Source organism: Spirochaeta isovalerica, assembly GCF_014207565.1.
Lineage (GTDB): Bacteria > Spirochaetota > Spirochaetia > DSM-2461 > DSM-2461 > Spirochaeta_F > Spirochaeta_F isovalerica.
Genome location: NZ_JACHGJ010000009.1, coordinates 107,396 through 133,302 on the forward strand (window position 1 = coordinate 107,396; position 25,907 = coordinate 133,302).

The following is a 25,907-nucleotide window of genomic DNA, read 5'->3' on the forward strand; positions in this document are numbered from 1 at the left end:
CGTTACTGCCAGGGCGATTGTCCTGAATCGCGGAAAGATGTTACGGGATTGATCCCCAGCCGGACTATAAAATAGAGAAAAGCCACACCGAATCCCGCCAGATGGGTCAGATGGCCGATTCCGCCGTTAATGCTGAAAATCTCCTGAGCCAGTTCCAGCGCGGCAAAGAGAGGGACGAGGATTTTGGTTCTGATAGGAATAACGAAAAAGAGATAGACAACAGCATTGGGATAGTAGACGGCATAGGCTAAAAGGATTCCGAAAATGGCTCCCGACGCGCCGATCAGAAAAACATTCTGTCCCAGCACAAGATATACTACCAGTGAAAAGATCCCCGACAGAACTCCGGTCACCATATAAAAAGAGAGGAATTCCCAGCTGCCCATCCGCCTTTCAAGCTGGGGCCCGAAGAAAAAGAGGCCCAGCATATTGTAGATAATGTGGCTCATTCCCCCGTGAGTGAACATATAGGTTACCGGCGTCCAGTAAAAACGGTAGTAGAGAAATGTCCCGGGATTTAGAGCCAGATAAGCGGCGCTCCTGGGAACAACCATATTTATAAAGTATACGAATACGTTGATCGCGATAAGAATAAAAGCGATATTGAGGTTTCTGTAAGGATAGGGTTTTCTGATCCCCTTCTGTTCTTTAAACATACTTTAAAATACGTCTATCTTTTTAAAAAGGCAAGCTGAGAGCTACTGTATGGAATAGAGACGGAATCCTCTGTATGGGAGGTTTTCACAGAGGATTGAATCGTCACCGCAGAGAAAAAGATCTCCCCGGGAGCTGTTGAAATCATATTCGAGAACCGACAGGATCCGGGAGGAATGATTGACCGCCGAGTAATCGATATTGATCTTCTCAGGGACAGCTTCCTGCAGGTTATCCAGAGAGATAACCGGAATAAGAATATTGCTGCCAGACTTAACGATCCACCAGGCCACTTGATCTTCGACGAAGAAGCCTTCCAGCTCACCCTTTTTCATGACATCTCTATAGCGGGTATATACGTTTTCAATCCTGTGGTAAAGGGCGCTGTCCTGCCCGTTTATTTCATATTTGGGAATTCTGTTTTTCCCCGTTCCGGAGAAACGGGACAGGAATAATCTCCGCAGAGAATCGACCGTTCCGAAACGTACAGGCAAAGCCGTTGCCAATCCGGAATGATAACGGGAAGATCTGAAAAAATCATCCATATAGGTCCGGTCGGGAGATTCGTCTCCCGCTTCCCGAAACAGGACGTTGAATCCGGCGGCCGCAAGATTATCGTTACCGGTGCTGACCGAACCGATAACCCCGGTATGGCTGATGGCGCCCCGTGTTTTGCTTATGACCTTAGAAACGATATCCAGATCGGGACTGTCGGCGCTTCGTTTCTGCTCATCATCGATATAGTCGATTCCGCTGAATTTAATCAGATCAAAGGAAAAGCTGTCGCGCCATTTAATATAGAGAGATCCATAGTAATTTACAGCCACATCGTTGTGCTTTCCCGCAGGACGGAGTGATTCATCGCTGTGAACAGATAGGTGGAATTTAAAGGATGTGAGATTTTCAACCCCTCCGCTGAAATGGGGAACCGGGCCGATATGTTCGGGATGGAGAAAGGGAAGCTGAGCCGATCCGTTAAGACAGGACGGCACCGTCCAGAATCCGGAGTCTTTCAGAAGGCTTCTGAGCCGATCGTAATCTTCATCTGCCGGTGACCCGTTCAATTCTCTGAGAAACCCATTGACCAGACTGTTAACTTTTCCGGTTATCTTCTGCTGATTTTCCTCTGTCAGCATCTCTCTGTAGGGGATCCCGCTGTTTCTGTCGATCCAGCGGAATAACTCGGGGCGCCTCATAACGGCGACGGCGAAGCGGTCCATTCTGTAATCAAGGGTGTAGCCGACGCACTTGCCCAGCAGATGTATGGCGTCGATGAAAAGATGGAACTGATCCTCCGGAGAGAATCCCCTCTCCATAAGATCTTTTTCGCTGTAGAGTTCACAAATACGGCTGTGACTGTCGACCGTATTGAGTTCGCCTTTACGATTGGTTGTAAAGGGAGCGAGAATCAAAGCTCCGGCGCGGATGGAAGGAATAAGGGAAAGCTGCAGAAAGAGAGGGTATGATTCCGTGTCTGCATAATCGTGATGATTAAACCGGGCATAATCCCTTTCGTTCATCCAGTCGGCTTTTTTCTTCCGCCGGACAGGACTTTCAGGGGAACGCATCAGCGCCAGGCGATTGTAGAAATCGATTATAACGGCTTTGCTGTTTTTCCGGGGAGAGAGATCCTCCCCTCTCAGATAACCCTCTTTTTCAAAAGAAATAAAAAGTGTCCTGGCCCTTTCCGTTTCATCCTTTGTTGGGGGAAACATCCGGGACAGCTCTTTCCAGCTTACCTTTTTTCCAGTCCGTATATTCTGTTCCATAGTAACAGTGTAAACGGAAAGGGTGAATTTACAACATTTTTTCGATAAAGCCATCCACGACTTCGATCATCAATCGGACAGCCTCTTTTCCGGGAAAGAGTTCTTTCAATTCAGCTTTGGCTTTATTGAGAACCTCCAGACCCATTATTCCGGCTTTTTCAAGAGATCCGGATCCCTCGATCATGGAAATGGCCTCTGCGACTGCTTCGACAGCAGCGGATTCATCATCGCCGGCAGCTTTTTCAAAAAGCACTTTCATCGGTTCGATGCTCTCCGGAACGGCCTCGCAATGGAGAATCATCGGAAGGCTTTTCTTACCTTCCACAATATCGTCGCCCCGCATTTTACCGGGATTCCCTTTTTTCAGATTCATAACATCGTCGAGAATCTGGAATCCGACGCCGATATCCTCCCAGATCTGCCCGGCCTTTTTTTCCAGCTCTTTTGAACCGCCCGCTTCGATAACCGCCAGGTTGGCCGCCAGAGAGGAAAGACATCCCGTTTTGAAACGGGTCATCTGAAGATACTCCACTTCAGTCGGAATATAATCGTGATCATTGTGCCACTGAATATCCATTCCCTGTCCGAAATGGAGCCGCCTCATAGCTCGGGAATAAGCACTGTATAGGCGGAATTTTCCTTCAGGAGCCAGCGAACTCTCATCAATCAGATATGAGGGGAGAAAATACATCAGGTTTCCCGCATTGATGGAAATATCATCGCCGTGAATGATGTGGACCGATTTTCCGCCCCGCCTCTCTTCCGATTTATCCTCGATATCATCGACTATCAGGCTTCCGTTATGGGGAAGCTCCACCAGAGGAGTCAACCTGTAAACCTCTTCGGAACCGCCTGCGGCTTCAGCCATGAGAACCATAACCAGAGGCCGCCACCTCTTTCCTCCCCGGCCGAGAAGTTCCAGCCCGGGCGCATTGAACCGGTCGGCGGTCGGTTCATCAAGGCCTTCGCTAACATCTCCGGCAACCTTCTCTATCCAGTTGCGGCTGCTCTTTTCAGGCATGGTGCGGTAAAGAGCATCTTCTATCTTTTCCAATCTGTCCTTATAATGGTTCATAGAAATGAGTCTCTCTCACAGAGTCTTCCTCGTCAAGAAGGAAAGAGATAAAAAGGCGGCGCTAAATGGCAAAAAGAGAAAAACCGGACTTTTACGCGGAAAAGGCCAGAAAAGAGGGCTATCCGGCGCGATCCGTATACAAGCTCGAAGAAATACAGAAAAAATTCAATATCATTCGGCCCGGGTATAAGATCATAGATGTGGGGGCTTCCCCGGGAAGCTGGACCATGTATGCTCTTCAGCAGACAAAAGGACAGGGGCTTGTTGTCGGAGCCGACCTGAAACCCATGGGTCTGAAAAAGAGTTATCCCAATTTCTTTTTTATGCAGGGCGATATTTTCGAAGAGGAAACCATCGGCTTTCTCGCGGAAAAAGGGCCCTACGATACGATCCTCAGTGATGCGGCACCCTCCACAACGGGAAACAGAACGATCGATACAGGACGCTCCTATTCTTTGGTGGAACGGATAATCGGGCTCGCTGATCCTCTTCTAAAAAAAGGAGGATCCATGGTCGTGAAGATTTTTCAGGGCGGAGATGAAAAAGATCTGTTAGAATATATGAGAACCCTTTTCGCTTCAGTAAAAATACTGAAACCGAAAGCTGTGAGGAAGGAGTCTTTTGAAACTTATTTTATCGGATTGGAATACAAGGGGACGGAATCTGAATAAATTACTAACATCTCTTTCAGCGTTACTTTTTTTTTCCTGCGCCTCAGCCCCGCAAACGGGAGAAGCTCCCCTGCCTGAGGATTTATCTTCGAGCGGGGATGTTCTGAGCGAAACCCAGGCGAAAGTCGTGGAAGGATCATACTGGGCCCTGGGAAAAAGCCAGCTTAAGGTCAGGGACAAAGTATTCAATCTCGACTGTTCCGGCACGGTCATGGCTGTATATTATTATGCGGGAATCGACCTGTCCCGCGATTTCGGAAAATATACAGGAGGGGGAACAGAGCGGATCTTTAAATATCTTGAAGAAAGCGATCTTCTCTACGACACGGAAATGCCTGTTCCCGGAGATATTATCTTCTGGGATAATACATATGATAAAAACGGAGACGGCGTTCGCAACGACGAACTGACTCATATGGGCATTGTCGTCAAGATCGATGAAGACGGAACGGTTACCTATCTTCATGAACATTATAAGAAGGGAATTATTCTTGAGAAGATGAACCTCAAATTCCCCGATGATATGGAAAAGAACTCGGCTATGAGAATGAAAGGGACGGGAATGAACGGCGGTTGGCTGTCCAGTCACCTTTATCGGATTCTGGCCATGGGATATGAACTAGACGAGTAAGGAGAGATAACATGACAACAGGAATTTTCTTTGTTAAAATCCGGGACGACTACGAGAAGCAGATCCAGGAATACTTCCCCCATATTTCACGAACCTATATCGATATTGCGCGAAACTTCAACAGAGACAAAATCTACCCCGTTCTCAGTATCAAAGAGGTCACTCTTATTGCGGAAAACAATGAGAACATCGACACGTCTCAGTTTCTCGTTCCGACGGAAAACAACAACTTCATGTGGGTTCTGGCTGAAATGTTCCAGTACGCCGGTTTGACTGAAAAATAGAAACCCATGAAAATAGTAACCGTATCCCAGGCTGCGGCAATGGACAGTAAAGCCGAGGGAGAATATGCTCTGCCTCAGCTTATTTTGATGGAAAATGCCGCCGGCGCCGCCTGCAGGCTCATTCGTCAGAAGTTGGTTATAGAGGAAACAAACTTTCTCGTTCTCTGCGGTTCGGGCAACAACGGCGGAGACGGGCTGGCTTTGGCAAGGCTGCTCTATTCAGCCGGAGGAGCACCTCTCGTTTTAATGACTTCTTCTCCGGAAAAGCTGTCCGGTCCGGCACGGCAAAACTACGAGATTCTGAAAAACTATCCCATTGAAATCCTGCTTCAGTTCAGCGAAGAGCGACTCCGCAAAGAACTGGAAGAAACCGACGTTGTAATCGATGCCCTTCTGGGAACAGGTTTGAGCCGTGAAATCGGCGGCTCTCTGGCCCGATACATAGAGCTAATTAACGAATCGGAAAAAAAGGTTTTTTCCATTGATATACCAACAGGAATAAACGGCGATACGGGTCAGGTCATGGGTTCGGCCATTCAGGCGGCTCATACAATTTCCTTCGGCGCTCTGAAACCGGGTAACTTTCTCTATCCCGGTTACGGATTCAACGGGGAGGTGTCTCTATCCCGAATTTCTCTTCCTCCGGAAATCTACGATTCCGGGGAGTTCTCCATTGAGCTCAACGACTACCCTCCTCTTCCTGTCAGAGAGGAAACCGGACACAAGAAGAGCTTCGGCAATATACTGACGATTTCCGGCGCGGCGAATTATTTCGGCGCTCCGGTCTTTGCCGCGGCAGGCGTTCTTAAAAGCGGAGGGGGATTCAGCCGGCTTGCTTCTCCGGCATCCATCATCCCCTATCTGGCCGCTCAGCTTCCCGAAGCCGTTTTTCTCCCGATGGAGGAAACCGATCAGAGAAGCATTTCCCCTTCAAACCTGAATATTCTTCTGAAAGAGGCCGATAAATCTGACGGCGTTGTAATAGGCCCGGGAATGTCCCTCAACAGCCGGACAGCCGAACTGATATGCAGCTTTATTCGAGCCTTTGAAGGTTTTACTGTGGTTGATGGAGACGCCTTAAGTGCCGTTGCGGGAAAATATCACCTTTTTGAAAACAGAAGGGGCGCGACCGTTCTGACTCCTCATACCGGAGAAATGGCCCGGCTTTGCGCAACCACCGTCGAGGAAATCCGGAAGGATCCTGTAAAAATCGTCAGACGATGCGCCGGGGACTACCATGCGATTGCGGTTTTGAAAGGCCCGCACAGCCTGATCGGGTTCCCCGATGGCCGGGTCATTATCAATACTTCGGGCAATTCGGGCTTGGGAACCGCCGGCTCCGGTGATATTCTGGCAGGGATGATTGCGGGACTTTTTGGTGCGGGGCTTGACGGCGAAGACGCAGTCAAAGCAGGAGTTTTCCTCCATGGCTTTGCAGGAGATATCGCCGCAGATAAACTGGGCAAAGACAGCCTTACGGCCAGAGATATTCTCGAAGCTGTTCCCCCGGCTGTCAAGCGATACCGGGAAAATTATGACGCTTCGATCGGATTTTACCGCGATTTAGTCAGCGAAGTATAGGAGACAAATAATGGTTGTTTATTGCGTAAACGTATTTGTAAAACAGGAGAATATCCAAGCTTTTATAGAGGCGACCGAAGTGAACCACAGAGAAACCCGCAAAGAACCGGGAAATCTCAGATTCGATGTCATTCAGCATGACGAGGATAAATCCCGGTTTATGCTCTATGAAGTCTACAAATCCCCCGAAGCTGTAGCTGCCCATAAGGAAACGGATCACTATCTCTCATGGCGAAATACTGTTGCTCCCTTTATGGCAAAGGACCGCGAAGGAGTGCGCTTCAGTCCGCTTTTTCCTGAAGAGGAAAAGGAATGGTAGACAGTTTCTCTATTTCCGGCGGAGGACAACTGGTTTTCGGCCCCGGCCGGTTAGCGGAACTGAAGAGCTTTACCGATACGGGCTCGGCCGTGCTCATCTGCGGCAATTCATTTTTGAAGAGCAGCCGATCCGATTCCCTAAGAGCCGAAGCGGCATTTACCTTTGCGGTAAGCGGAGAACCGGATCCCGATCTGATCGATTCCATAACGGAAAAAATCAAAGGGGAAGCGAGATCAGTCATCGCCGTAGGAGGGGGAAGCGCCCTCGATACGGGGAAAGCTGTCGCAGCCATGTGCTGCTCCGGAGGTTCCGTTGAAGAATACCTCGAAGGAGTGGGAACGAAAAAGCCCGAAGGGAAAACCCTTCCTCTTATTGCCGTTCCCACGACGGCCGGAACCGGCAGCGAAGCGACGAAAAATGCCGTAATCGCCCGCAAGGGAGAAAAGGGATATAAAAAATCCCTACGCCATGAAAACTATATACCTTCCGTAGCACTCATCGATCCGGAACTTTATATCACCTGCCCTGCCCCGGTAATGGCATCTTGCGGCATGGACGCCTTCAGCCAGTTACTGGAATCCTATATTTCGACAAAATCGAATATCTATACAGATACACTGGCCTGGAGGGGACTGACTCTCTTTCTCGATAGTTTTATGGATCTTTTTGAATGCGATGAAATAGATATTGGGAAAATGGGTCATATCGCTTTCGCCGCTTATCTTTCAGGTATAACTCTGGCTAACGCCGGCCTGGGAACAGTTCATGGTATAGCCGGCCCTCTTGGAGGCTTTTTTGAGATTCCCCACGGAACAGCCTGCGGAACCCTGATGCCGGAGACAATGAGGCGGACTGCAGAGCGACTGACCGCTTCAGGAGAGAGAGCGGGTTTCGATACGCTGGAGAAAATGGACCGGCTGGGCCGGTATGCCGGAGGTTCAGACCGGAACAGGCTTCTGGAGATTCTCGATTACTGGCAGGATAAGCTCGATATCCCCCGATTATCTTCTTTCGGAATTCACGAGGATGATATGGGGCGAATCGTTTCTGCATCTGGGAATAAAAACAATCCTTACCTATTCTCGGACGATGAGTTAACAGATCTGATAAAAGCCCGGCTATAAACGGATAGGATCAGTAATCTCCGGTAATGCTGTTAATAACAGTACCGTTATGAAGATAGGTCTCGAGCACTTGGCAGGCGCCGGTCAATTGCCCCAGTTTTCCTTCGGGAGCATGGCTGGCCGCATGAGGCGATATGACGACATTGGGCAGTTCATGGAAGGGAAACGCCGATCCCGTGACAGCCGGATTTTCTTTCGAGGGGTACTCATACCAGGCATCGATTCCGGCACCCTTTACTGTTCCGCTTTTCAGGGCATCAAAAAAAGGTTCCTCTTCAATAAGAGATCCCCGTCCGACGTTTATGACAAATTTCCCCTCCAGAAGGGATATTTTATCACGGCTGATGATGTTCTCTGTTTCCTTTGTCGAAGGAAGTGCCAGGAAAACGAGGTCTCCGAAACGCAGGGCCTCATCGAGGTCGGTGGTAATGGCATCAAAATAATCCGTCAGTTCCCCGGAATTTTTTCTGAACCCCAGAACAGAACAATCAAACCCTTTCAGAAGCCGGGACAGGCTTTTCCCGATAGATCCAGTACCGAGAATGGAGATCTTCTTTCCCGCAATGGAATACCAGTAATCGAAAGGCCTGCTCTGGTCTCCCGTTCTATGCCAGTTGCCTTCTTTCATATCATTGTGAAATTCAACAATTCTACCGCAACAGGCCATAGCCAGTCCCAATGCCCGCTCTGCGACTACCGCCCCGTTTCCATGGCTGTTCGCGACAGAAATCATTCGACTGCGGATCAGGGGAAAGTTAAGCTGTCCGACACCGGCGTAGGGTACGATAATCAGTTTGAGTTCCGCAGCTCTTTTGATAATATCATCAGAGGGATTTCCATAAACCAGAATATGCGAATCCAGCGCATGTTCCAGATACTCATCTTTCGAACGGGCACAGATGAAAGAATGCTCTTTCCATTTTTCTTTCAATTCATCAATCAGGGCGGGGAATTCTTCGGTCAAATGGGTAAAAAAGAGGATTTTCATATCTATTTCTGATTATAAACAGTTCTAGGAATATTTCCTATAGAATCAAATGGAATCTAATGAGAAAATAGAACACTAATGGAGAAGCAAAACAAGCCTGCCCAGCTGGAAAACAGAATGGGTTCTCTTGAAACCAAACTTGATTACCTCTCAACTCTTATCAATCAGTACAAGGCTTTGAATTTGAACCCCGAGGATGTGGTCAAAACGGCTTTGGAGGATAAGGATCTCAGCCTGCTTCTCGGCAGAGAGGATATCAATTTCCTGACAGGCAGTCCCGAGGAAATGAAATTCCGCAATCTTACGGAACAGTTGGGCGATACCTTTCTGGAAGTGAAAGAGGACGGGAACCTGAGCTTCTGTAACAGTAGAATTGAAGCGCTGACGGGCTTCAGTTGTGATGACATGATGGAGAGGTCTCTCTACCATATTATCAAGCCGGAATACAAAGCCGTTTTTTCCTACCATTTTTCCGGCACCGATCCTCTGGGCGATCATATTGTATTTCAGATCATACACAAATCAGGCAGCTTCATTACCCTGGAAGGGCAGATCGGTTTCTACAAGCGGGACAATCAACGTGTCATGGGAATGATTATCCACAGCCTTTCGCCGGAAAAGGAACTGCAGAACAGATTGCAGAAACTGGAAGACAACTACGACGCTCTTTCAGAGACCGTGAATGAAGTCATAATCCGGATCGATGAGGATTTTAATATCATCTATTCCAATTCGGCGATGAAAGACATCTTCGGTTACGGCTCCGATGAGATCCTCGGGAAGAACCTGTCAATTCTCTTTCCACCGGAAATACTGAAACGTTATCACGATGATCTTCGGAAGTATTTCTATATAGACAGCCGGGACAGGGAAAAAATGGGCATGACCAATTCTCTCGAAATACTGGGCCGCCATAAAACGAGGGGCATCTCTCCCATGGAGATTTCATTCGGCAATACTAAGAACTTCGAGGAAAGAACCCTGACCTGTATCATCCGGGATATTACTCAGCGCAAGAATGCGGAAAGGACACTTCATAAACTGGCTTATTATGACCAGCTGACAGGTCTTGGGAACAGGGATCTGTTCTTTCAGGATATGCAGGAGCACTTTGATAATATTCAATTGGAATTCAACCTCAGCTGCCTTATGTTCCTGGATCTGGACGGATTTAAAAACATCAACGATACCCTGGGGCACGATACAGGCGACATGCTACTGAAAGAAGCGGCGAAAAGGCTCCACGACTGCCTGAGGGAAAGCGATTCGGTTTATCGTCTCGGCGGAGATGAATTCCTAGTCCTGATCAGGAAAATAAGAGAAGTAAAAGACGCCTCGAAGGTCGCGGGAAATATCCTCAACACGATCCGCATGCCTTTCTACCTGAAAAGGGGAGACAAGTCGATTCCCGCCGTCAACGTGGGTGTCAGCATCGGGATTGTCTTTATCTCCGAAGGCGAAAAAGATGTCAACGAGCTGACAAAAAAAGCCGACCTGGCTATGTACGGCTCCAAAAACGCCGGAAAAAACCGTTACACCTTTTACTCTGAAGAAATGGTGCAGAAGATAAACGAGCGATGGGAACTGGAACAGGGCTTGAAAAAAGCCATGGCGGGAAACGAGCTGGAAGTCCACTATCAGCCCATTGTCGGAAGTTCAGGAAATATCCGCGGACTGGAAGCTCTCCTTCGATGGTATCATCCGGTCATGGGGCTCATTCCCCCGGATAAATTCATTCCCATTGCCGAGGAGACGGACCTGATCGTTCCCATAGGAACCTGGGTACTGGAAAAAAGCTGTCAGGATATTACAGAGTGGAACAATAACGGTTATGAAAACCTTTATGTCACGGTGAATTTTTCTACGAAGCAATTTGAACAGCCCGATATTATCGATACGATAACCCATGTGATCGAGCGGACAGGATGCAATCCCTCCAACCTGAAAATCGAGCTGACCGAAACGGGAATCATGCAGGCTCCGGACGAAACCATAAAAAAAATGAATTTGCTGAAAAGCGAAATTCCGGAGATCGAAATTCTGATTGATGATTTCGGCACCGGTTATTCCTCTCTCAGCTACCTGGCCAACCTCCCTACGGATATCCTTAAAATCGATCTCTCCTTCGTTTCGAAACTGCACGACCCGAACAACAGGAAAGTTGTCAACTCCATCATCAACCTTGCCGAATCCCTTGAAATGGATTATGTGACAGAGGGGATCGAATCGGAAGTGGAACTCGCCTTCTTTCAGGATAAAAAATGCGAAAGGATGCAGGGCTATTATTTCAGTCATCCGGTCAGTAAAGATGAGATTGTAAAGCTGCTTAAAGCGTCGTCGCTTCCATTGAAAGAATAGTCAACTTCAATTATTAAGGTTATATTGTATTCTATGGCCATAATTAAAAGCCTTCTCGATACGGACTTATATAAATTCACAATGATGCAGACTGCTCTGCACCAGTTTTCAACCACAAAAGTGGAATATTCTTTCAAATGCAGAAATGAAGCAAACTGGACAGCGGAAATACTCGAAGAGATCAATTGCGAAATCGACAGCTTCTGCTCCCTTCGCTTCACAAAAGAAGAACTTGACTACCTTCACACCATTCCCTTCATGAAGAGTGACTTCATCGATTTCCTCGGTCTTTATCAGCCCAACAGGGACCATATTCGTCTCTGGATAGATGATGAGGGAGAACTTCAGATCTCGGTCAAAGGCCCCTGGTATCTGACGCTGCCATTCGAAGTGCCGGTGCTGGCCATCATCAATCAGATCTACTTTGAAAAAACAGGAAACTTTGTCTACGATCCTTCAAACAGCGAAAATCCCGTTATTCGAAGCGGCCTGGAAAAACTGGAAAAGAAATTTGAAGCGGCTGTAAAATCGGGAATTCCATTCTCCGATTTCGGAACGAGACGGCGGTACAGTTTTCTCTGGCAGGGAACCGTTCTCAAAAAACTGAAAGAGCTTCCCCATTTTACCGGAACGTCCAACGTCTATTACGCCATGAAATACAATCTCAAGCCGATCGGAACCATGGCTCACGAATTCATCATGGCCGGCGCAGGACAGAACGATGTTCCTCTGGTCAAGTCACAGCAGAAGATGCTACAGGCCTGGGTCGACGAATACAGGGGAGACCTGGGAATAGCCATTTCCGACACATACGGCGTCGATGCCTTTATGCGGGATTTCGATTTATACTTCGCGAAACTCTATGACGGAGTCAGGCACGATTCGGGAGAACCCATAGAGTGGGCCTGGAAAATCATCCGCCATTATGAAAGCCTGGAGATAAACCCCAGAACCAAAACCCTCATATTCTCAGATGACCTGACAATAGAGAAAGCGAACAGCATACACGAGCAGCTCAGCCCTTATATTCAGGTGGCATTCGGGATCGGAACCCATCTGACAAATGATTTCGAAGGCGTTACACCTCTTCAGATTGTTATGAAAATCATTAGCTGCAATGACAGGCCCGTAGCCAAATTGAGCGACAGCCCCGGCAAGGGGATGTGCAAGGATGAGAATTATCTAACCTATTTAAAAGATGTCTTTAAGATTGCAAACTGATCTAGCGGCTCAGGTAGGAGAGTTCTTCGGGGAGAACGATGTTGTTTCCGTAACAGTCTTCACCATAACCGTTTTCCGCCAGAACCTGTAAATCGTGGAGAACTCTTTTGTCACCCTTGAACGAAACCTTCAGGTCGGTTCTCAAATCGATTTTCCCCTGTGCCAGAAGATAGGCTATGGCCCTGTTGGCAAATTCTCCGAGCGTTTCCTCATTGATCTGGCTTAAATCGGGAAGAGAGAACTCTGTCGAATAATTAATGATCTTGTTTTCTTCGAGCAGTTCGTGAAAAATTTCCTTCAACCCCTTTTCAAAATTCTCATTGCATTCCGGATCGTGAACGGAATGAAGGTTACAGATACTGAATGCGAGATTGCGCCTTTTCTCTGCATTGATTTTTTCGTTGACTCTGAATAAATCCATCGGCTTGGAAGCATCATAGGTTTCATCACCCAAAACGAGAGAAACCTTGCTCCCGTAATGCTGGACAATTTTGGCCACGAGCGTCGAGGGCCGGACATGAAATCCCCGGTAACTGGGAACAGAGACCTGCAGATCCCCTTCCTCGGCATATTTGGAAATGACCTGTCGGGAAAGCTTGACACCGGCTGACAGAAACTGGGATGCGTAATTTAGATAGTAATCAAAAATAATGCCCAGAATCTCTTTATCGGACACGGGCGGCTTATAGATTTTCGTATCCTTGCCGGAGAGGCTCATTATGTGACGCTCATAATAATGGATCAGGCTTGTCGATGCCTCGAGAAGGTGAAAGACGATGGACGCGTGCCCGCGGATAAGAAGTAGATCCTGATCCATATCCTCGCTGTCCGTATTGGAAATATATGTGTCATAGAGGCTCTGGAGATTGTGGAATTTATTCTCCAGCAATCTGATACGGCTTTCATTATAAATATTGGGAATCAATTCCGAATATTTACCAGTTCTTTGCTTTTCAAGATCTATGAGGAGAACGCTTTCGCTGGCCAGGTTGAGATAGCTGGTTGCCAGATTAACAATGACTTTTTCAGGGTTGGTCACCTCTCTGCGCTTCAAATCCGATTCCAGCCTGCCTTCGGGGAATTCAATATAATGAAGGTTTTTCTTATCGATGACTGAACATTCTTTCAGCTCATTTCGCGATGCATTTTTCGTAATATCCTTAAAGCTGGTTTTCAGAGATTTTGCCAGTTTTTCGAGGACTTTGTCCGTTTCCTTTAAAAACAGATCGATGCCGCTCAGCAATTTGTATTGCGGTGAGGTCGATCGCAGATGAAGAGTAATATAAGAGACATCGGTCAAGGTCTTAATCGTCGATGTATTTTCCCTGAAAGCCGCCCATTTGCTGTTGTTCTTCGCGTTGTAATAATCGAGAACCTCCTCAAGCCTGGACGCTACGGCATGGGACTTTCCGAGAAACAATGTATTTAAAATATTCCGTCTGTCCGCCGAGGTTATAGCATAACGGGCATAGGACAGAAGAGAACAGGAAAAATGATTTATAAAATCATTAAAATCTTCTTCAACCGGTACATTTTTCTTCCAACTCATATCGTCTCCATTATCGGTCAATCGTATTCTTTCCAGAAGTCCTCTTTCAGCATCAATTCCTTTTTTTCCCAGTTGGCAATCCCTCTTTTCTTCAATCTGGCCAGTAGCCGTGACAGAGTTTCAGGAATGGTTCCAATTGCCGAAGCCAGATCTTTTTTAGACAGGGAAATAAGGTAGACCTCTTTTTCTCCGTAATTTTCCTTCAGATACCGGAAAAAGCGGTCTTCCACATCGTAGGCTGAAAGATAGTGAATCCTTCCGGATAGATATCTCTGCTTATTCATCAGGACGGCAATGAAATCATTTCTGAAATCTTCATTTTCCATCAGGCGATAAAAAGATTTCTTGTTGAGATAAAAGAGATTTGAATCTTCAAGAGCCATGGCTGATACGGGATAAATATCATCTAGATACAGAACGACCTCACCGAAGAGCTCTCCTCCCGAGAGTATTCGAACGATGATGTCCCGCCCCTCTTCTGTTCCCCGGTAAAGCTTGACAGAGCCGCTTAAAAGAAGAAAAACCCGGGAACCGGATTCCCCCTCCCTGAAAATCTGCTCATTTTTTTCTGCAGCGGCAACTGTGCCCTCTCGTAATATCTCTTCACGATGTTCTTTCATCAGCCCGGAGAAAAGCTCAGTCCGGCTGAGAAATGCTTCGATGTCCATAAATCCAGTTTACTACTTTTTGAAAAAAAATACCCGAATTTGACCTGAGTCAATTTCAACTTTTCCCGGACCATGTATATTATGTTCACAAATTAGATGATGTTTAAGAAAAGAGGAGAATATGAATAAACAGTTTTCCCTGACAATAGAGAATACGCTTTACGAAATCACGGAAGCCCATCCCGAAACAATAGATGTTTTTGTATCACGGGGATTTCCCCAGATGGGAGATGAGGAGAAGAGATTAACCTTCGGGAAATCCATAAACCTGAAAACCGCTCTGATGCTCAAGGGAATTAATTCCGAGAGCTTCCTAAACCTCCTGCGGGAAACGGTAGAAGGAATTAGCCAGCAGGATGTCACTCTTCTGAACGGACCGGTGAAGACCGCGGAAATGACCGGGGAGACATTGAGCATCATGGGTCTCCTTCCCTGTCCGGTCCGAATTCCGCTGATGGAGAATTTTGAAAAATTCGCTTCCACTTTTACAGCGGAAAAGGGAATCGTTCTCAACTATCAGCTCCAGGCCGCCTCGCTCGGGCTTGAGTGGGTGGAAGAGCATATACTCGGCAGAGATTCGGCAGAAGAACTTCCCGATCTGTTTCTGTCTGCCGGATTTGATCTTTTTTTTGATGAGGAGAAATTCGGTCATTTCAGAAAAAGCGGAGTTTTCAAAGATTTAACGGACTTTGATACCGTAAACAGTGATTTCGAAGGCATGGGAATCATCGACCCCGAAGGGCTTTACAGTATAATCGGAGCCGTTCCCGCCGTTTTCCTCGTCAACACAGAAGAGCTGGGAGGGCGAAAAGTACCCGAAAGCTGGGAAGAGATTCTGAAGCCGGAGTTTGAAAACACAGTATCACTGCCGGTCGGAGATTTCGATCTGTTCAATGCCATTCTTCTCAATATCTATAAAAATTACGGTCCGGAAGGTGTCAGAAAACTGGGAAGAAGTCTTCTTGAAGACCTTCATCCGTCGCAGATGGTTAAAAGCGCCACCCGAAAAGGGAATAAGCCTGTCGTTACAATTATGCCATCCTTTTTTACCAGGATGACAGGGGGAAAGGGACCGCTTATTTCTGTATGGCCGAAAGACGGAGCCATCATAAGTCCCATTTTTATGCTCTCCCGGGCCGATAAAGCCCGGCAGCTCAAACCGGTAGTCGATTTCTTCGCTTCAAAAGATGTGGGAGAGATTCTGGCTCATCAGGGCCGTTTTCCTTCTTTGAGAAGCGATGTGGATAACCGCTTCGAAGAAAGCAACTATATGTGGATCGGATGGGACTTCATAAGAGACAACGACATAGGAGCGCTCATCAGAGAATGTATGGATCTGTTCGAAGAAAGTTCAAAGGAGCCAGCTCAATGAATCTCGTAACCGTTTCCGGTCCCCCTTCAACGGGAAAAACCGCCGTTATTCTCAAAACCATCGAATCCTATAAAAAGCAGAATGTAAACGTGGGGGTTATAAAATTCGATTGCCTCTATACAGATGATGATATTCTCTACGAAAAAGCCGGTATTACCGTACGGAAAGGACTTTCCGGGGGACTCTGTCCGGATCATTATTTTGTCAGCAACATAGAAGAAGCTTTTGAATGGGGGCAGAAGGAAGGTTTCGATGTGCTTATCAGCGAATCAGCCGGTTTGTGCAATCGTTGCTCACCCTATATCAAAGATGTAAAAGCGATCTGCGTCATCGATAACCTGAGCGGAATCAATACGCCGAAAAAAATCGGACCCATGCTCAAGAGCGCTGATATCGTCGTCATCACTAAAGGGGATATTGTCTCTCAGGCGGAAAGGGAAGTCTTCGCTTCCCGGGTTCACACAGTGAACCCCGGCGCCACAGTGATGCATGTGAATGGTCTGACCGGACAGGGAAGCTTTGAGCTTTCCACCCTTCTCTACGATCGAAGTCTCGATACGGAAACGCTGAAGGGAAAAGAATTGCGATTTTCCATGCCGTCGGCTCTCTGCTCCTATTGCCTGGGCGAGAAAAGAATCGGCGAACAGTATCAAATGGGCAATGTGAGAAAAATCAATCTGGAGGAAAGCTGAATGTCACTATCAGTAAAAGAGTCGACCCTGGGAGAAATCCTGAATAAGTACCCTTTCGCCGCAGCTTATCTGGAACAGCAGAATCTTAAGGTCGAAGGCCGGGAGAATATGTCTCTCAATGAATATTTATCTTCTTTATCGGAGGATGAAATTGAGGAGAGAGCTCTGGACAGAACAGCCCTTATCGAAGGGTTGGAAAGCTACATAGCGCAAATGCTCGCTTTTCTGGGAGAGGAAGAACAGAAAGTAAGCTCTCTGTCGATTCTCTCCGGTGCAGATAAGTCGGGAGAGCCGGAGGGATTTGATGACTTCACAATCCGTACCGGCGAGATTATCGCCATCGTGGGCCCTACCGGTTCAGGCAAAAGCAGATTGCTGGGTGATATCGAATGGGTCGCTCAGAGAGATACTCCGACGAACCGGCAAATCCTCATAAACGGAAAAGTCCCCGACAGCAAATGGCGCTTTTCCACATCGGATAAACTGGTTGCCCAATTGTCCCAGAATATGAATTTTGTCATGGATCTGACCGTGGAGGAGTTTCTTCACCTCCACGCGGAAAGCCGTATGGTGGAAAACAGAGATGAAGTCGTCAGGAAAATCATCAGCTGCGCCAATGATCTGGCCGGAGAAAAATTTGAACTGACCACACCGATAACCAGTTTGAGCGGCGGTCAGTCCCGGGCCCTGATGATTTCCGACACGGCCATATTGAGCCGCTCTCCCATCATTCTGATTGATGAGATTGAAAATGCGGGGATTGACCGGAAGAAAGCCCTCTCGTTCCTCCTTTCCCAGGAAAAGATTGTTCTTATGGCCACTCACGACCCGATGCTCGCGCTGCTGGGAGACAAGAGAATCGTAATCAAAAACGGCGGCATCCACAAAATCATAGAAACCTCCTCTGAAGAGCGGGCCATGCTTGAGGAAATAGAAAAAGTAGACAGAAAAGTACAGAACCTCCGGGCTTCATTGCGCCGGGGAGAAATACTGACAAGAGAAAGTTTTTAAGGAGTTATCAATATGCACGACGGATGTTCAGGAAGTTTCGAGAACGGCAAACAGGTTGTCGACAAAGTGAGAATGATGGGATTCGACAGGCAGATGATGCCCCTCCCCATGACAATTGACTGCACCAATTGCGGAGAATCATTTCAGATGGAAACCTTTGCCGCGCGGTGCAGCTGCGGCATGGTCTACGGCGTGACGCCCTGCCACGCCTTTGATCCGGCGAACGTTATGGCCGCCGGGATAGATTACTGATCAGCTCTACCGTATCCTCTCCATGCCACTTCTTCGATCCGACCTCTTTCAAAACGATTTCCCCTGAGGGAGCGACGAGAAAAGTCGTGGGTATGGACCTTACGGCAAATGGTTCCGGAGGATTGGAACGGGCGATCATATAGGGAAAGGTATACCCCTCCTTATCCATAAAATCTTCCACTGTGCTTCTCTTTTCATTTGTAATTATGATGAATGCTACGGATTTATCATCTTTCAAACGATCGTATAATTTCTGAATGCTGGGCATCTCGGCAACGCAGGGCGGACACCAGGTAGCCCATTCATTGATAAAGAGAGTCCTTCCGATAAAGTCCGCCAGGTTGACCACATTCCCGCTCTCATCCTCCATCAGCCAATTGTACTCGTCAGGAATGAGAGACACCCTTTCTTCGCGGCTGATTTCCCGGGGAGAAAAGGCGAAAACCCTTTTTACGGCGACAGTAAGAGCCATCCGGCTCGAAGGAATAATCATAGCGATGAGGAGTCCCAGGAAAAGAATATCCCCGATTTTATCGATGAGCTTTTTCGATTTCCATTTATCTATTAATTTCTTCATGTTTAACATCTCCAATTGCCGGAAAATATCCATTCGCTTCCGGTGCTTAATTCCTCATTGAAACCATATCCGTTTATATCCCAGTTTTTCAGATCTTCCCGGTTTTCCACGCCTTGACGAATCAAACGGCCGGCCATCAGCCCCCGGGCCATTTTGCTGTACATTCCGACAGTCGAATAGCGGCTGCCTTTTTTCTCCTTGAACTGGATGGAAAGCACAGGTACGGCAAGTTTTTTCCAGTTTACAGCTTTACTGTATTCCCCAGAGGACAAATTTAAAACCGGCTGATTTTCTTTGATCAGACAGTCGGAGATCTTTTCCTTCCAGAACTGGTAAAGCCCCGATCCCCTTCGGTTTTCAAGCGGGGTTTTCATTTCCAGGCGGTAGGGAAAGATTCTGTCTGCCGGTCTTAAAAACCCGTATAATCCGGAGAGGATTCTCACATGGGCAGCTGCGTAATTCCATTCCTTTTCTCCAAGCGACGGAATATCCATATGCTGGAAAACCGTCCCGGAATAGGAAAGCAGAGCGGCCCCCTGTTCACAACCTTCCTTTCCAAAATTCTCTATAAGTTCAGAGGTCGATTCGGCCAGCTTCATGCTTGTACTCATGAGGCCGGCTATTTCAGCGGCACTGTAAGATTTTAGAAGGTTATTGAGTTCGAAGGCTTCCCCATTGAAAACCGGTTCGCTCAACCCGGGCAAAAAAGCCGCTTTCCCGCTGAAATTCATTTGCTTTGTCGGTGATAAAAGAATTAGCATAAAAAAGATTATGGCAGTTTTAAATGTATTGTAAAAGTGGAACAGTCCGTTTAGTCTTTCAATATGTCAGTCTTTATAAACCGCGTATTAAATCTTAAACATATAAAAGTCATCGGGTTCGATATGGACTATACTCTGGTCCGCTATCACACAGAGAGATTTGAAGAGCTCACCCACCGTCTGGCGGCGGACAGACTCGTCAGCCAGTTCGGCTATCCGGAAGAAGTGAGAGATCTCGAGTTCGATTTTCACAGAGCTATCGTGGGGCTGGTGATCGATGTCAGGAATGGAAACCTTCTCCAGGTAAGCCGCCACGGCAAAGTCAAACTAGCCTACCACGGACTGGATATTCTGGATTTTAAAGAGCAGAGGCGGATTTATCAGGAAATGGCCATAGATCTGAGATCTCCCGATTTCAGAAGCCTTGATACTAATTTCGCCATCTCAAACGGAGTCCTCTACTCTCAGCTTGTTGACTTGAAGTCCAAAGGTTCGGAAATTCCCGCCTATCACCAGATCGCTGATGACGTAAACCGGAGCATTGACATACTGCATCAGGACGACAGTATAAAATCCGTTCTGACTGGCGATTTCGAAAAATACGTCATTAAGGATCCCGACGTGGCAAAAATGCTCGAACGTTATGTCGACTATGGTAAAAAGCTGATAATCATAACCAACTCGGACTACAACTACACGAAGAAACTGCTCGATTACGCCATTGATCCTTTTTTGAAAAAACATAAAAGCTGGACGGATCTGTTTGAGATAGTCATAACCTTTGCCGACAAACCCCGTTTCTTTGAAAGGCAGGGGCGGTTCCTCCGCATTGATCCCGAAACGGGACTGATGAGTAACCATGAAGGCCCCATCGTCAAAGGAATCTATCAGGGGGGCTGGTTCGGCAAACTCCAGAAAGACCTCGGTTACTCGGGAAGCGAGATTCTCTACCTGGGAGACCACATCTACGGAGACGTCGTATCCATAAAAAAAACCTGCAACTGGAGAACGGCCCTGGTGCTGGGCGACCTGGAAGCGGAAATGGACGGCCTGAGAAAAGCCGCTCCGGTTCAGAAAAAGATTGAAGAGTTAATGGATCAGAAGCAAACCCTGGAACGGGAAATCAATAGATTGGACAACCTGAGGTACGAAGGGAAAAGAGTGTCTCATGATAAAATCAATAAGCTCTTTGAAAAAATGGACGGCCTGAATACGGAAATATCCGAACTCCTCCGCCAGTACAAAGCCTTCTTCAACCCCTACTGGGGCGAAATCCTCCGCGCCGGATACGACGAAAGCCGCTATGCCGAGCAGGTTGAAAAATATGCCTGTATCTACATGACAAAGGTTTCGGACCTCTATGCCTACTCACCCAAAACCTATTTCAGACCCTACCACCGGACTATGCCCCATGAGGCCGCGGCATTAAACAGTGAAGAGAGAGTAAGCAGCAGGACGAAATAAAGCGAGAAATGGATACTCAAGAAAAATTTCAAATCGAGATGGATACTCTCGTTTATGAAGACCAATCTGAATTATTTCAACTCATCAAAAAAAACAGATTATTTCTGAAACCATATCTGCCCTGGATCGATAACGTCCAACAACCGGAAGATCTTGAAAATTTTTTCAATCGAAGTGCTATCCTGCAAGAAAACAAACGAGGAATGAATTATAAAATCCTGTATAAAAATAACATAATTGGAATGATTGGCTTTTTCATAAATGATGATGAAAAAAGAATTTTTGAATTAGGTTATTGGCTCGATAAAGATCTGATTGGTAACGGAATAATCAGTTCCATAATACCTGAAATTGAAAAAATCTGTTTTACGACTTTCAATTCCTCAGCAATTGAAATCCGATGCGCAATTGATAATATTGCAAGCAATAAAATTGCCCAAAATAATGATTATCTTTTTCAGAGTGTAATTAAAGATTATTTTGAATTTAAAGAATTCTCAAAAGATTGCAACGTTTACAGAAAAGGAAATAAAGCTTATTAACCGCGCCCTCCAGCGAAGCGGTGAGTAGCCCGAAAAAACAAATTTGTACAACGAAAATCCGATGGTATTTGTTTCGAGTTCAAGGCAGTCTGATGATTTGGGAGCACAGTGTGCGACAGCACATGAGCACCCCCAATTATCAGACTAACGTAGAAATTGGAACAAAGACCGAGGATTTAATGATGATGATGACCACCTTCGCCATGAACATGCCCATGCTCAAGCTCTTCGGCCGAAGCTTCACGAACTTCAACAACCTCCACGTCAAAATTCAAGGTCATTCCCGCGAGAGGGTGATTCCCGTTAATGGTAATCTCGTCATCGGCAACTTCTTCCACGCGGACGACCATAGTCTCGCCGTTTTCGTTGGAAGCCTGAAATTCCATACCGACTTCGATTTTATCAACGCCCTGGAAGGTGTCCCGGGGGAGTTTCTGGATCAACTGGGGCATATGGGGACCGTAACCTTCTTCGGGAGTAACGGAAACCTGCAGCTTATCGCCGGCGCCTTTTCCCAGAAGTTCTTTTTCCAGACCGGGGATCAGAGCCCCGACTCCATGGATATAAGCCAGAGGCTGATCCTGGGACTGATCGATAACCTCTCCTTTATCATCTGTGAGTTTATAGTGTATGGAAACAACACTTTTTTCTTGAATATTCATAACTTTTCCTTTGGTTTATTTATCCGCTAAGGGAATACAACCTGAATAGAAAAGCTGCACTTCTTAACAAATATTCTTCCATTATATCGAATGTTATATTATTTTCCAAATAGAGCACCTGCCTAATCAGCAGGAAAAACACCGCAAGGGGAGCATCCATGTCCGGTTTAACCTTTCATAGATCAACGAAATACAAAGAAACCATCAGTTTTTACAGAGAAAAGATCGGAATGAGCATCTGGCTTGAGCAGGGCGGCTGTACTATCTTGCAAAAGGGAAACTTTCTTCTCGGTTTCTGCGACAGAGATGAAGCTGATACAGAAGGAATGATCACTTTTTTCTTTGAAACAAAAGAAGAGGTCGATTTATATTACCGGAAGTTTAAAGAAAGCGCGGCAGCCCCTCCGAAAATTACAGAACAATACCGTATCTATCATTTTTTCACAAAAGATCCCGAAGGAAGAAATGTTGAATTCCAGACATTTCTCCACCCTGTTGAATCCCATATGACAGGAAGCATGCTATTGAAAAGCAGAAGAAGCATCAGACAGTTCTCCGACGCTCTTCTGCCGGAAGCAACTCTCAGAAATATTTTTGAAGAGTGCCGCTATGTTCCGACTTCCTGTAATTCTCAGGCGTATTATTTCAAAGTCATCAGAGACAGAGAAATCCTGGAGAAACTGTCGGCTATCCGGGGATCTTCATCCAAACCGATAAAAATGGCTCCCATGGCTGTCATAGCCTATTCCGATCCGGCCGGCACGGGACGCCCCGAGCAGGACGGAGCCATAGCTTCCACCTATTTCGTTCTGGCGGCTGCACAGCACGGCGCGGGCACCTGCTGGATAGGGGGAATGGATAGAGAGGATGTCAAAGAATTGACGGGGATCGGAAAGAATATGCATATAGCCATGGTGACCCCTCTGGGATGGCCTGAAGAAAGGAAGGCGCTTCCGGAACGGCGGATGGTTAATGAATTTGTGGAGGGATTGAATTGAAGTACAGAATACTGGGCAAAACAGGTATGAATATAAGCGTTGTCGGTGTTGGAACCTGGCAGTTCGGAGGCGAATGGGGAAAAGACTTCACTCAGGGAGAAGTCAACGATATTCTCGATGCGGCACAGGAAAGAGGTATCAATTTTATCGACACAGCGGAATGTTACGGCGATCACCTCTCGGAAAGTCTTATAGGCAAAAGGACCAGCCGGGACCGGGACAAATGGATCATCGCCACTAAATTCGGCCACCACTTTCACAACTTTCTCGAACGGACAAGACACTTCGATCCTACAGATGTTGTCAGGCAGCTGGATCTGTCGCTGAAAAGTCTCAAAACGGATTATATCGATCTTTATCAGATGCATTCATCCAAAGACGATGAGTTCCATACCGAAGGTTTATGGGAAGAGCTGGAAAGGCAGAAGGAAAAGGGGAAAATACGGCATATCGGACTTTCCATTAGCGGGAATGATAATATATACCAGACATCCCGGGCCACAGATGTGGGAGCCGAATCAATTCAGGTTGTCTACAACAGGCTCGACAGAGTTCCGGAAAAAGAGGTGTTTCCCTCATGCAGAGAACAGAACCTCGGCGTTCTGGCAAGAGTTCCCATGGCCAGCGGATTGCTCAGCGGCAAGTATGGGAAAGGTCATGTTTTCACGGGTTCCGATGTCAGGGCGACCAGAGACAAAGAAGAGCTGGAACGTCAGATTGAAGAAGTGGCAAAGATAAACCGAGAGGAAGTTCCCGAAGGTGTTCCCATGGCATCATGGGCTCTTGCCTGGTGCCTGAAAGATCCGGTTGTCACTGCTGTGATTCCGGGATGCAAAAACACAGCCCAGGTTCACAGCAATGCCGATGCAGCTGAATTATTGTAAAGGAGAGTAAAATGGCATTCAGAAAAATAGAGGACCAGGGCACACTACCCGGGCCCAGAGCTTTATTCATATGCGGCTATACAGAAGAGGAACACAGGTCAATGAGTTCCTATCTTTCCGGGAGCAGCATTAACAATATAGAAGTGATTCCCTGTCGTTTGGACGCCCTGGAGAAAAAAGTCGGAGATGTTCTTTCCGGCTCGGCTCAGGGAGAAATTATCGATGCGGAAAAACTTCCGCCCGTAATGGTCTGGGCGGGAATCGGCCATGACGAACTGGACAAGGCATTGAGCGGATTTCAAAGCACGAAGCTGAAAAGGCCTATCTTTGCCACGGCGACCATTCCCAATATGGATTTTACAGTCAAGGAGCTGCTCAACCATCTCCTGAGTGAGCAGAAATCCATGAGAGAAGCTATGAATCAGAACGAGTGACTTGAGCTGTTGAGAATGTCATCGTAAAATTCAATTTTCCAGTTGATATGGTTCATTGCGGCCTGGAGCTCAGTCATCTGATGCTCCAGGTACTCTTTATGAAGAACCATCAGCTCTTTTCTTTGAGCCGCTGTTTCATTGCCCAACATCATCAGCCGTCTGTATTCCCTGATCGTATCAAGTGGCATGCCTGTTGATTTGAGACAGTTTACGAAATCCAGCCACTCCATATCTTTTCTGGAATAGCGTCTTCTCCCACTCTCTTCCCGGTCAATAGGACCGATTACTTCGGATTTTTCATAATAGCGGAGCGTGTCGGCTGATAAACCGGTCAGCTTTACGGCATCACCTATAGTCAGAGATTCCGTTTTTTCCCTTTCAGCAACATCTATCATACCAGACACCTTTAAAGAATGACATTTTTCGGGTTGCCATCTATCCAGCTGAGAATATTATCCACAACAATTTCCGCCCGGCGGACAAATGCCTCTTCAGTGGCAAAAGCGACATGAGGAGTCACGACAGTGTTTTTCAAACCGAGCAGCGGAAAATCGGGATTGAGAGGAGTTTCCCTGTCAAAAACATCAATTCCCGCACCGGCAATTTCTCCCGACTCCAGCGCCGCAGTCAAAGCGACGGAATCCACGACAGGCCCCCGCGCCGTATTTATGAGATAGGCCGTAGATTTCATAAGCTTTAATTCATCTTCACCGATAAGATGACGGGTGGATTCCGTCAGGGGACAGTGAAGAGTGACGATATCCGATTCCCGAAGAAGTTCATCCATCTCCACATATCTGATACTGAGTTCGTTTTCCAGTGGTCTGTTCTTTCTTTTCACGGCCATCAGCGAACAGTCAAATGCATGAAGAATCCGGGCGACCTTCTGTCCTATAGCTCCCATGCCGATGATTCCGACAGTTTTACCGGCCAGGTCGTTTCCAATAAATCCCTCTTTTGTTCCTCCGGAGCGCGTAACTGGATCCAGGGTCGTAATATTCCGCATCACGTCTATTATCAATCCGATCGTCAGCTCTGCCACATTAATGGTGGAATATCCCGATGCATTGCAGACCCCTATACCTTTTTTTTCACAGGCATCCAGGTCGACATGATCCACGCCGGTGAATGCTACAGCCAGGAGCTTTAATGACGGGAGGGATTCTACACAGACGGCCGGGAAGGGAAGATTCGCGATAACGACGATATCAGCCCCATCGCATCGGCGGATTATTTCATCGGGATCGGTATTTCGATCAAGAAAGAACCGGATGACATGACCTTTTTCCCTGAATTTCTTCTCTATCTCTTTTATGGCCGAATCTTTAATAGCAAGAGGTTCAATAACATGTATTTTCACAATCTA

28 protein-coding genes are annotated in these 25,907 nt (G+C 46.9%); 17 read left to right on the forward strand and 11 right to left on the reverse strand.

Annotated features, from left to right (window positions below):
- Positions 1–2: 2 nt before the first annotated feature.
- The 3 genes from HNR50_RS18655 to HNR50_RS18665 are packed head-to-tail and all read right to left on the reverse strand — an operon-like array spanning position 3 to position 3,498.
- Positions 3–656: a rhomboid family intramembrane serine protease gene (locus HNR50_RS18655; RefSeq protein ID WP_184748318.1), complete on the reverse strand. Its 654-nt coding sequence runs from the start codon at positions 654–656 to the stop codon at positions 3–5.
- Between the two features lie 42 nt (positions 657–698).
- On the reverse strand, positions 699–2,423 hold the full coding sequence (locus HNR50_RS18660; protein WP_184748319.1) for a hypothetical protein: 1,725 nt from the start codon (positions 2,421–2,423) through the stop codon (positions 699–701).
- Between the two features lie 28 nt (positions 2,424–2,451).
- Positions 2,452–3,498 (reverse strand): polyprenyl synthetase family protein, encoded by a 1,047-nt coding sequence (locus tag HNR50_RS18665; protein ID WP_184748320.1) that lies wholly within the window; start codon positions 3,496–3,498, stop codon positions 2,452–2,454.
- A gap of 65 nt (positions 3,499–3,563) precedes the next feature.
- Here HNR50_RS18665 and HNR50_RS18670 point away from each other — a divergent pair, with 65 nt between their 5' ends.
- Genes HNR50_RS18670 through HNR50_RS18695 form a run of 6 tightly spaced genes read left to right on the forward strand, consistent with a single transcriptional unit; the run spans position 3,564 to position 8,108 of the window.
- On the forward strand, positions 3,564–4,169 hold the full coding sequence (locus tag HNR50_RS18670; protein ID WP_184748321.1) for an RlmE family RNA methyltransferase: 606 nt from the start codon (positions 3,564–3,566) through the stop codon (positions 4,167–4,169).
- Entirely contained in the window at positions 4,120–4,800 is a 681-nt protein-coding gene (locus HNR50_RS18675; RefSeq protein ID WP_184748322.1) for an NlpC/P60 family protein, read from the forward strand. Before HNR50_RS18670 ends, HNR50_RS18675 begins: the two co-directional genes overlap by 50 nt.
- An 11-nt stretch (positions 4,801–4,811) precedes the next feature.
- Positions 4,812–5,084 carry a hypothetical protein gene (locus tag HNR50_RS18680; protein ID WP_184748323.1) on the forward strand — a complete coding sequence of 91 codons (273 nt, stop codon included), beginning with the start codon at positions 4,812–4,814 and terminating at the stop codon, positions 5,082–5,084.
- Between the two features lie 6 nt (positions 5,085–5,090).
- Positions 5,091–6,665 carry an NAD(P)H-hydrate dehydratase gene (locus HNR50_RS18685; protein WP_184748324.1) on the forward strand — a complete coding sequence of 525 codons (1,575 nt, stop codon included), beginning with the start codon at positions 5,091–5,093 and terminating at the stop codon, positions 6,663–6,665.
- A gap of 10 nt (positions 6,666–6,675) precedes the next feature.
- Positions 6,676–6,984 carry an antibiotic biosynthesis monooxygenase gene (locus HNR50_RS18690; protein WP_184748325.1) on the forward strand — a complete coding sequence of 103 codons (309 nt, stop codon included), beginning with the start codon at positions 6,676–6,678 and terminating at the stop codon, positions 6,982–6,984.
- On the forward strand, positions 6,978–8,108 hold the full coding sequence (locus HNR50_RS18695; RefSeq protein WP_184748326.1) for an iron-containing alcohol dehydrogenase: 1,131 nt from the start codon (positions 6,978–6,980) through the stop codon (positions 8,106–8,108). The genes HNR50_RS18690 and HNR50_RS18695 overlap by 7 nt, the downstream gene beginning before the upstream one ends.
- 10 nt (positions 8,109–8,118) lie before the next feature.
- On the opposite strand, the gene HNR50_RS18700 is transcribed toward HNR50_RS18695, so the two are convergent.
- Positions 8,119–9,096 (reverse strand): 2-hydroxyacid dehydrogenase, encoded by a 978-nt coding sequence (locus HNR50_RS18700; protein ID WP_184748327.1) that lies wholly within the window; start codon positions 9,094–9,096, stop codon positions 8,119–8,121.
- Between the two features lie 78 nt (positions 9,097–9,174).
- Here HNR50_RS18700 and HNR50_RS18705 point away from each other — a divergent pair, with 78 nt between their 5' ends.
- Both HNR50_RS18705 and pncB read left to right on the forward strand, forming a co-directional pair.
- On the forward strand, positions 9,175–11,454 hold the full coding sequence (locus HNR50_RS18705) for a sensor domain-containing protein (RefSeq protein ID WP_184748328.1): 2,280 nt from the start codon (positions 9,175–9,177) through the stop codon (positions 11,452–11,454).
- A gap of 33 nt (positions 11,455–11,487) precedes the next feature.
- The gene (pncB, locus tag HNR50_RS18710) at positions 11,488–12,675 is read left to right on the forward strand and encodes a nicotinate phosphoribosyltransferase (protein ID WP_184748329.1); all 1,188 of its coding nucleotides are present in this window, start codon (positions 11,488–11,490) and stop codon (positions 12,673–12,675) included.
- 1 nt (position 12,676) lies between these two features.
- Here the strand turns inward: pncB and HNR50_RS18715 are convergent, their stop codons facing one another.
- Positions 12,677–14,224: an HPr family phosphocarrier protein gene (locus tag HNR50_RS18715; protein WP_184748330.1), complete on the reverse strand. Its 1,548-nt coding sequence runs from the start codon at positions 14,222–14,224 to the stop codon at positions 12,677–12,679.
- Positions 14,225–14,241: 17 nt separating this feature from the next.
- Complete coding sequence (locus HNR50_RS18720; protein WP_184748331.1) at positions 14,242–14,892, reverse strand: Crp/Fnr family transcriptional regulator; 651 nt, start codon at positions 14,890–14,892, stop codon at positions 14,242–14,244.
- A 121-nt stretch (positions 14,893–15,013) separates the two neighbouring features.
- On the opposite strand from HNR50_RS18720, the gene HNR50_RS18725 reads away from it, so the two are divergent.
- Genes HNR50_RS18725 through HNR50_RS18740 form a run of 4 tightly spaced genes read left to right on the forward strand, consistent with a single transcriptional unit; the run spans position 15,014 to position 18,219 of the window.
- Positions 15,014–16,264, forward strand: a complete 1,251-nt coding sequence (locus tag HNR50_RS18725) for an ABC transporter substrate-binding protein (protein ID WP_184748332.1) — start codon at positions 15,014–15,016, stop codon at positions 16,262–16,264.
- Positions 16,261–16,956, forward strand: a complete 696-nt coding sequence (locus HNR50_RS18730) for a GTP-binding protein (RefSeq protein WP_184748333.1) — start codon at positions 16,261–16,263, stop codon at positions 16,954–16,956. Before HNR50_RS18725 ends, HNR50_RS18730 begins: the two co-directional genes overlap by 4 nt.
- Positions 16,957–17,967 carry an ATP-binding cassette domain-containing protein gene (locus HNR50_RS18735; protein WP_184748334.1) on the forward strand — a complete coding sequence of 337 codons (1,011 nt, stop codon included), beginning with the start codon at positions 16,957–16,959 and terminating at the stop codon, positions 17,965–17,967. It abuts the gene before it with no gap.
- Between the two features lie 12 nt (positions 17,968–17,979).
- Positions 17,980–18,219 carry a hypothetical protein gene (locus HNR50_RS18740; protein WP_184748335.1) on the forward strand — a complete coding sequence of 80 codons (240 nt, stop codon included), beginning with the start codon at positions 17,980–17,982 and terminating at the stop codon, positions 18,217–18,219.
- On the opposite strand, the gene HNR50_RS18745 is transcribed toward HNR50_RS18740, so the two are convergent.
- Both HNR50_RS18745 and HNR50_RS18750 read right to left on the reverse strand, forming a co-directional pair.
- A complete protein-coding gene (locus HNR50_RS18745; RefSeq protein ID WP_184748336.1) occupies positions 18,194–18,796 on the reverse strand; it encodes a TlpA family protein disulfide reductase in 603 nt (200 codons plus the stop codon). The genes HNR50_RS18740 and HNR50_RS18745 overlap by 26 nt on opposite strands.
- Positions 18,797–18,798: 2 nt before the next feature.
- On the reverse strand, positions 18,799–19,557 hold the full coding sequence (locus HNR50_RS18750; protein WP_184748337.1) for a YaaA family protein: 759 nt from the start codon (positions 19,555–19,557) through the stop codon (positions 18,799–18,801).
- A 63-nt stretch (positions 19,558–19,620) separates the two neighbouring features.
- On the opposite strand from HNR50_RS18750, the gene HNR50_RS18755 reads away from it, so the two are divergent.
- The gene (locus tag HNR50_RS18755) at positions 19,621–21,021 is read left to right on the forward strand and encodes an HAD-IG family 5'-nucleotidase (RefSeq protein ID WP_184748338.1); all 1,401 of its coding nucleotides are present in this window, start codon (positions 19,621–19,623) and stop codon (positions 21,019–21,021) included.
- Positions 21,022–21,029: 8 nt separating this feature from the next.
- A complete protein-coding gene (locus HNR50_RS18760; RefSeq protein WP_184748339.1) occupies positions 21,030–21,563 on the forward strand; it encodes a GNAT family N-acetyltransferase in 534 nt (177 codons plus the stop codon).
- A 176-nt stretch (positions 21,564–21,739) separates the two neighbouring features.
- Here the strand turns inward: HNR50_RS18760 and HNR50_RS18765 are convergent, their stop codons facing one another.
- A complete protein-coding gene (locus tag HNR50_RS18765) occupies positions 21,740–22,225 on the reverse strand; it encodes an FKBP-type peptidyl-prolyl cis-trans isomerase (protein WP_184748340.1) in 486 nt (161 codons plus the stop codon).
- Positions 22,226–22,383: 158 nt separating this feature from the next.
- Between HNR50_RS18765 and HNR50_RS18770 the strand changes: the two genes are divergently transcribed.
- The 3 genes from HNR50_RS18770 to HNR50_RS18780 are packed head-to-tail and all read left to right on the forward strand — an operon-like array spanning position 22,384 to position 24,541.
- Positions 22,384–23,223: a nitroreductase family protein gene (locus HNR50_RS18770; protein ID WP_184748341.1), complete on the forward strand. Its 840-nt coding sequence runs from the start codon at positions 22,384–22,386 to the stop codon at positions 23,221–23,223.
- Positions 23,220–24,107, forward strand: a complete 888-nt coding sequence (locus HNR50_RS18775; RefSeq protein ID WP_184748342.1) for an aldo/keto reductase — start codon at positions 23,220–23,222, stop codon at positions 24,105–24,107. The genes HNR50_RS18770 and HNR50_RS18775 overlap by 4 nt, the downstream gene beginning before the upstream one ends.
- An 11-nt stretch (positions 24,108–24,118) precedes the next feature.
- On the forward strand, positions 24,119–24,541 hold the full coding sequence (locus tag HNR50_RS18780) for a DUF3783 domain-containing protein (protein ID WP_184748343.1): 423 nt from the start codon (positions 24,119–24,121) through the stop codon (positions 24,539–24,541).
- Here the strand turns inward: HNR50_RS18780 and HNR50_RS18785 are convergent.
- Positions 24,529–24,936: a MerR family transcriptional regulator gene (locus HNR50_RS18785; protein ID WP_184748344.1), complete on the reverse strand. Its 408-nt coding sequence runs from the start codon at positions 24,934–24,936 to the stop codon at positions 24,529–24,531. The two genes, HNR50_RS18780 and HNR50_RS18785, sit on opposite strands and share 13 nt — an antisense overlap.
- Before the next feature lie 11 nt (positions 24,937–24,947).
- Complete coding sequence (locus HNR50_RS18790; protein WP_184748345.1) at positions 24,948–25,901, reverse strand: NAD(P)-dependent oxidoreductase; 954 nt, start codon at positions 25,899–25,901, stop codon at positions 24,948–24,950.
- Positions 25,902–25,907: the final 6 nt, after the last annotated feature.

What these genes read in the sequence shown, in the direction of transcription:
- HNR50_RS18715 (WP_184748330.1), bottom strand. Translation starts at nt 14,224, where the DNA reads ATGAGTTGGAAGAAAAATGTACCGGTTGAAGAAGATTTTAATGATTTT.
- HNR50_RS18725 (WP_184748332.1), top strand. Translation starts at nt 15,014, where the DNA reads ATGAATAAACAGTTTTCCCTGACAATAGAGAATACGCTTTACGAAATC.
- HNR50_RS18770 (WP_184748341.1), top strand. Translation starts at nt 22,384, where the DNA reads ATGTCCGGTTTAACCTTTCATAGATCAACGAAATACAAAGAAACCATC.
- HNR50_RS18685 (WP_184748324.1), top strand. Translation starts at nt 5,091, where the DNA reads ATGAAAATAGTAACCGTATCCCAGGCTGCGGCAATGGACAGTAAAGCC.
- HNR50_RS18740 (WP_184748335.1), top strand. Translation starts at nt 17,980, where the DNA reads ATGCACGACGGATGTTCAGGAAGTTTCGAGAACGGCAAACAGGTTGTC.
- HNR50_RS18690 (WP_184748325.1), top strand. Translation starts at nt 6,676, where the DNA reads ATGGTTGTTTATTGCGTAAACGTATTTGTAAAACAGGAGAATATCCAA.
- HNR50_RS18755 (WP_184748338.1), top strand. Translation starts at nt 19,621, where the DNA reads ATGTCAGTCTTTATAAACCGCGTATTAAATCTTAAACATATAAAAGTC.
- HNR50_RS18785 (WP_184748344.1), bottom strand. Translation starts at nt 24,936, where the DNA reads ATGATAGATGTTGCTGAAAGGGAAAAAACGGAATCTCTGACTATAGGT.
- HNR50_RS18700 (WP_184748327.1), bottom strand. Translation starts at nt 9,096, where the DNA reads ATGAAAATCCTCTTTTTTACCCATTTGACCGAAGAATTCCCCGCCCTG.
- HNR50_RS18660 (WP_184748319.1), bottom strand. Translation starts at nt 2,423, where the DNA reads ATGGAACAGAATATACGGACTGGAAAAAAGGTAAGCTGGAAAGAGCTG.
- pncB (WP_184748329.1), top strand. Translation starts at nt 11,488, where the DNA reads ATGGCCATAATTAAAAGCCTTCTCGATACGGACTTATATAAATTCACA.
- HNR50_RS18655 (WP_184748318.1), bottom strand. Translation starts at nt 656, where the DNA reads ATGTTTAAAGAACAGAAGGGGATCAGAAAACCCTATCCTTACAGAAAC.
- HNR50_RS18735 (WP_184748334.1), top strand. Translation starts at nt 16,957, where the DNA reads ATGTCACTATCAGTAAAAGAGTCGACCCTGGGAGAAATCCTGAATAAG.
- HNR50_RS18695 (WP_184748326.1), top strand. Translation starts at nt 6,978, where the DNA reads ATGGTAGACAGTTTCTCTATTTCCGGCGGAGGACAACTGGTTTTCGGC.
- HNR50_RS18765 (WP_184748340.1), bottom strand. Translation starts at nt 22,225, where the DNA reads ATGAATATTCAAGAAAAAAGTGTTGTTTCCATACACTATAAACTCACA.
- HNR50_RS18730 (WP_184748333.1), top strand. Translation starts at nt 16,261, where the DNA reads ATGAATCTCGTAACCGTTTCCGGTCCCCCTTCAACGGGAAAAACCGCC.
- HNR50_RS18680 (WP_184748323.1), top strand. Translation starts at nt 4,812, where the DNA reads ATGACAACAGGAATTTTCTTTGTTAAAATCCGGGACGACTACGAGAAG.
- HNR50_RS18760 (WP_184748339.1), top strand. Translation starts at nt 21,030, where the DNA reads ATGGATACTCAAGAAAAATTTCAAATCGAGATGGATACTCTCGTTTAT.
- HNR50_RS18665 (WP_184748320.1), bottom strand. Translation starts at nt 3,498, where the DNA reads ATGAACCATTATAAGGACAGATTGGAAAAGATAGAAGATGCTCTTTAC.
- HNR50_RS18705 (WP_184748328.1), top strand. Translation starts at nt 9,175, where the DNA reads ATGGAGAAGCAAAACAAGCCTGCCCAGCTGGAAAACAGAATGGGTTCT.
- HNR50_RS18670 (WP_184748321.1), top strand. Translation starts at nt 3,564, where the DNA reads ATGGCAAAAAGAGAAAAACCGGACTTTTACGCGGAAAAGGCCAGAAAA.
- HNR50_RS18780 (WP_184748343.1), top strand. Translation starts at nt 24,119, where the DNA reads ATGGCATTCAGAAAAATAGAGGACCAGGGCACACTACCCGGGCCCAGA.
- HNR50_RS18720 (WP_184748331.1), bottom strand. Translation starts at nt 14,892, where the DNA reads ATGGACATCGAAGCATTTCTCAGCCGGACTGAGCTTTTCTCCGGGCTG.
- HNR50_RS18745 (WP_184748336.1), bottom strand. Translation starts at nt 18,796, where the DNA reads ATGAAGAAATTAATAGATAAATGGAAATCGAAAAAGCTCATCGATAAA.
- HNR50_RS18750 (WP_184748337.1), bottom strand. Translation starts at nt 19,557, where the DNA reads ATGCTAATTCTTTTATCACCGACAAAGCAAATGAATTTCAGCGGGAAA.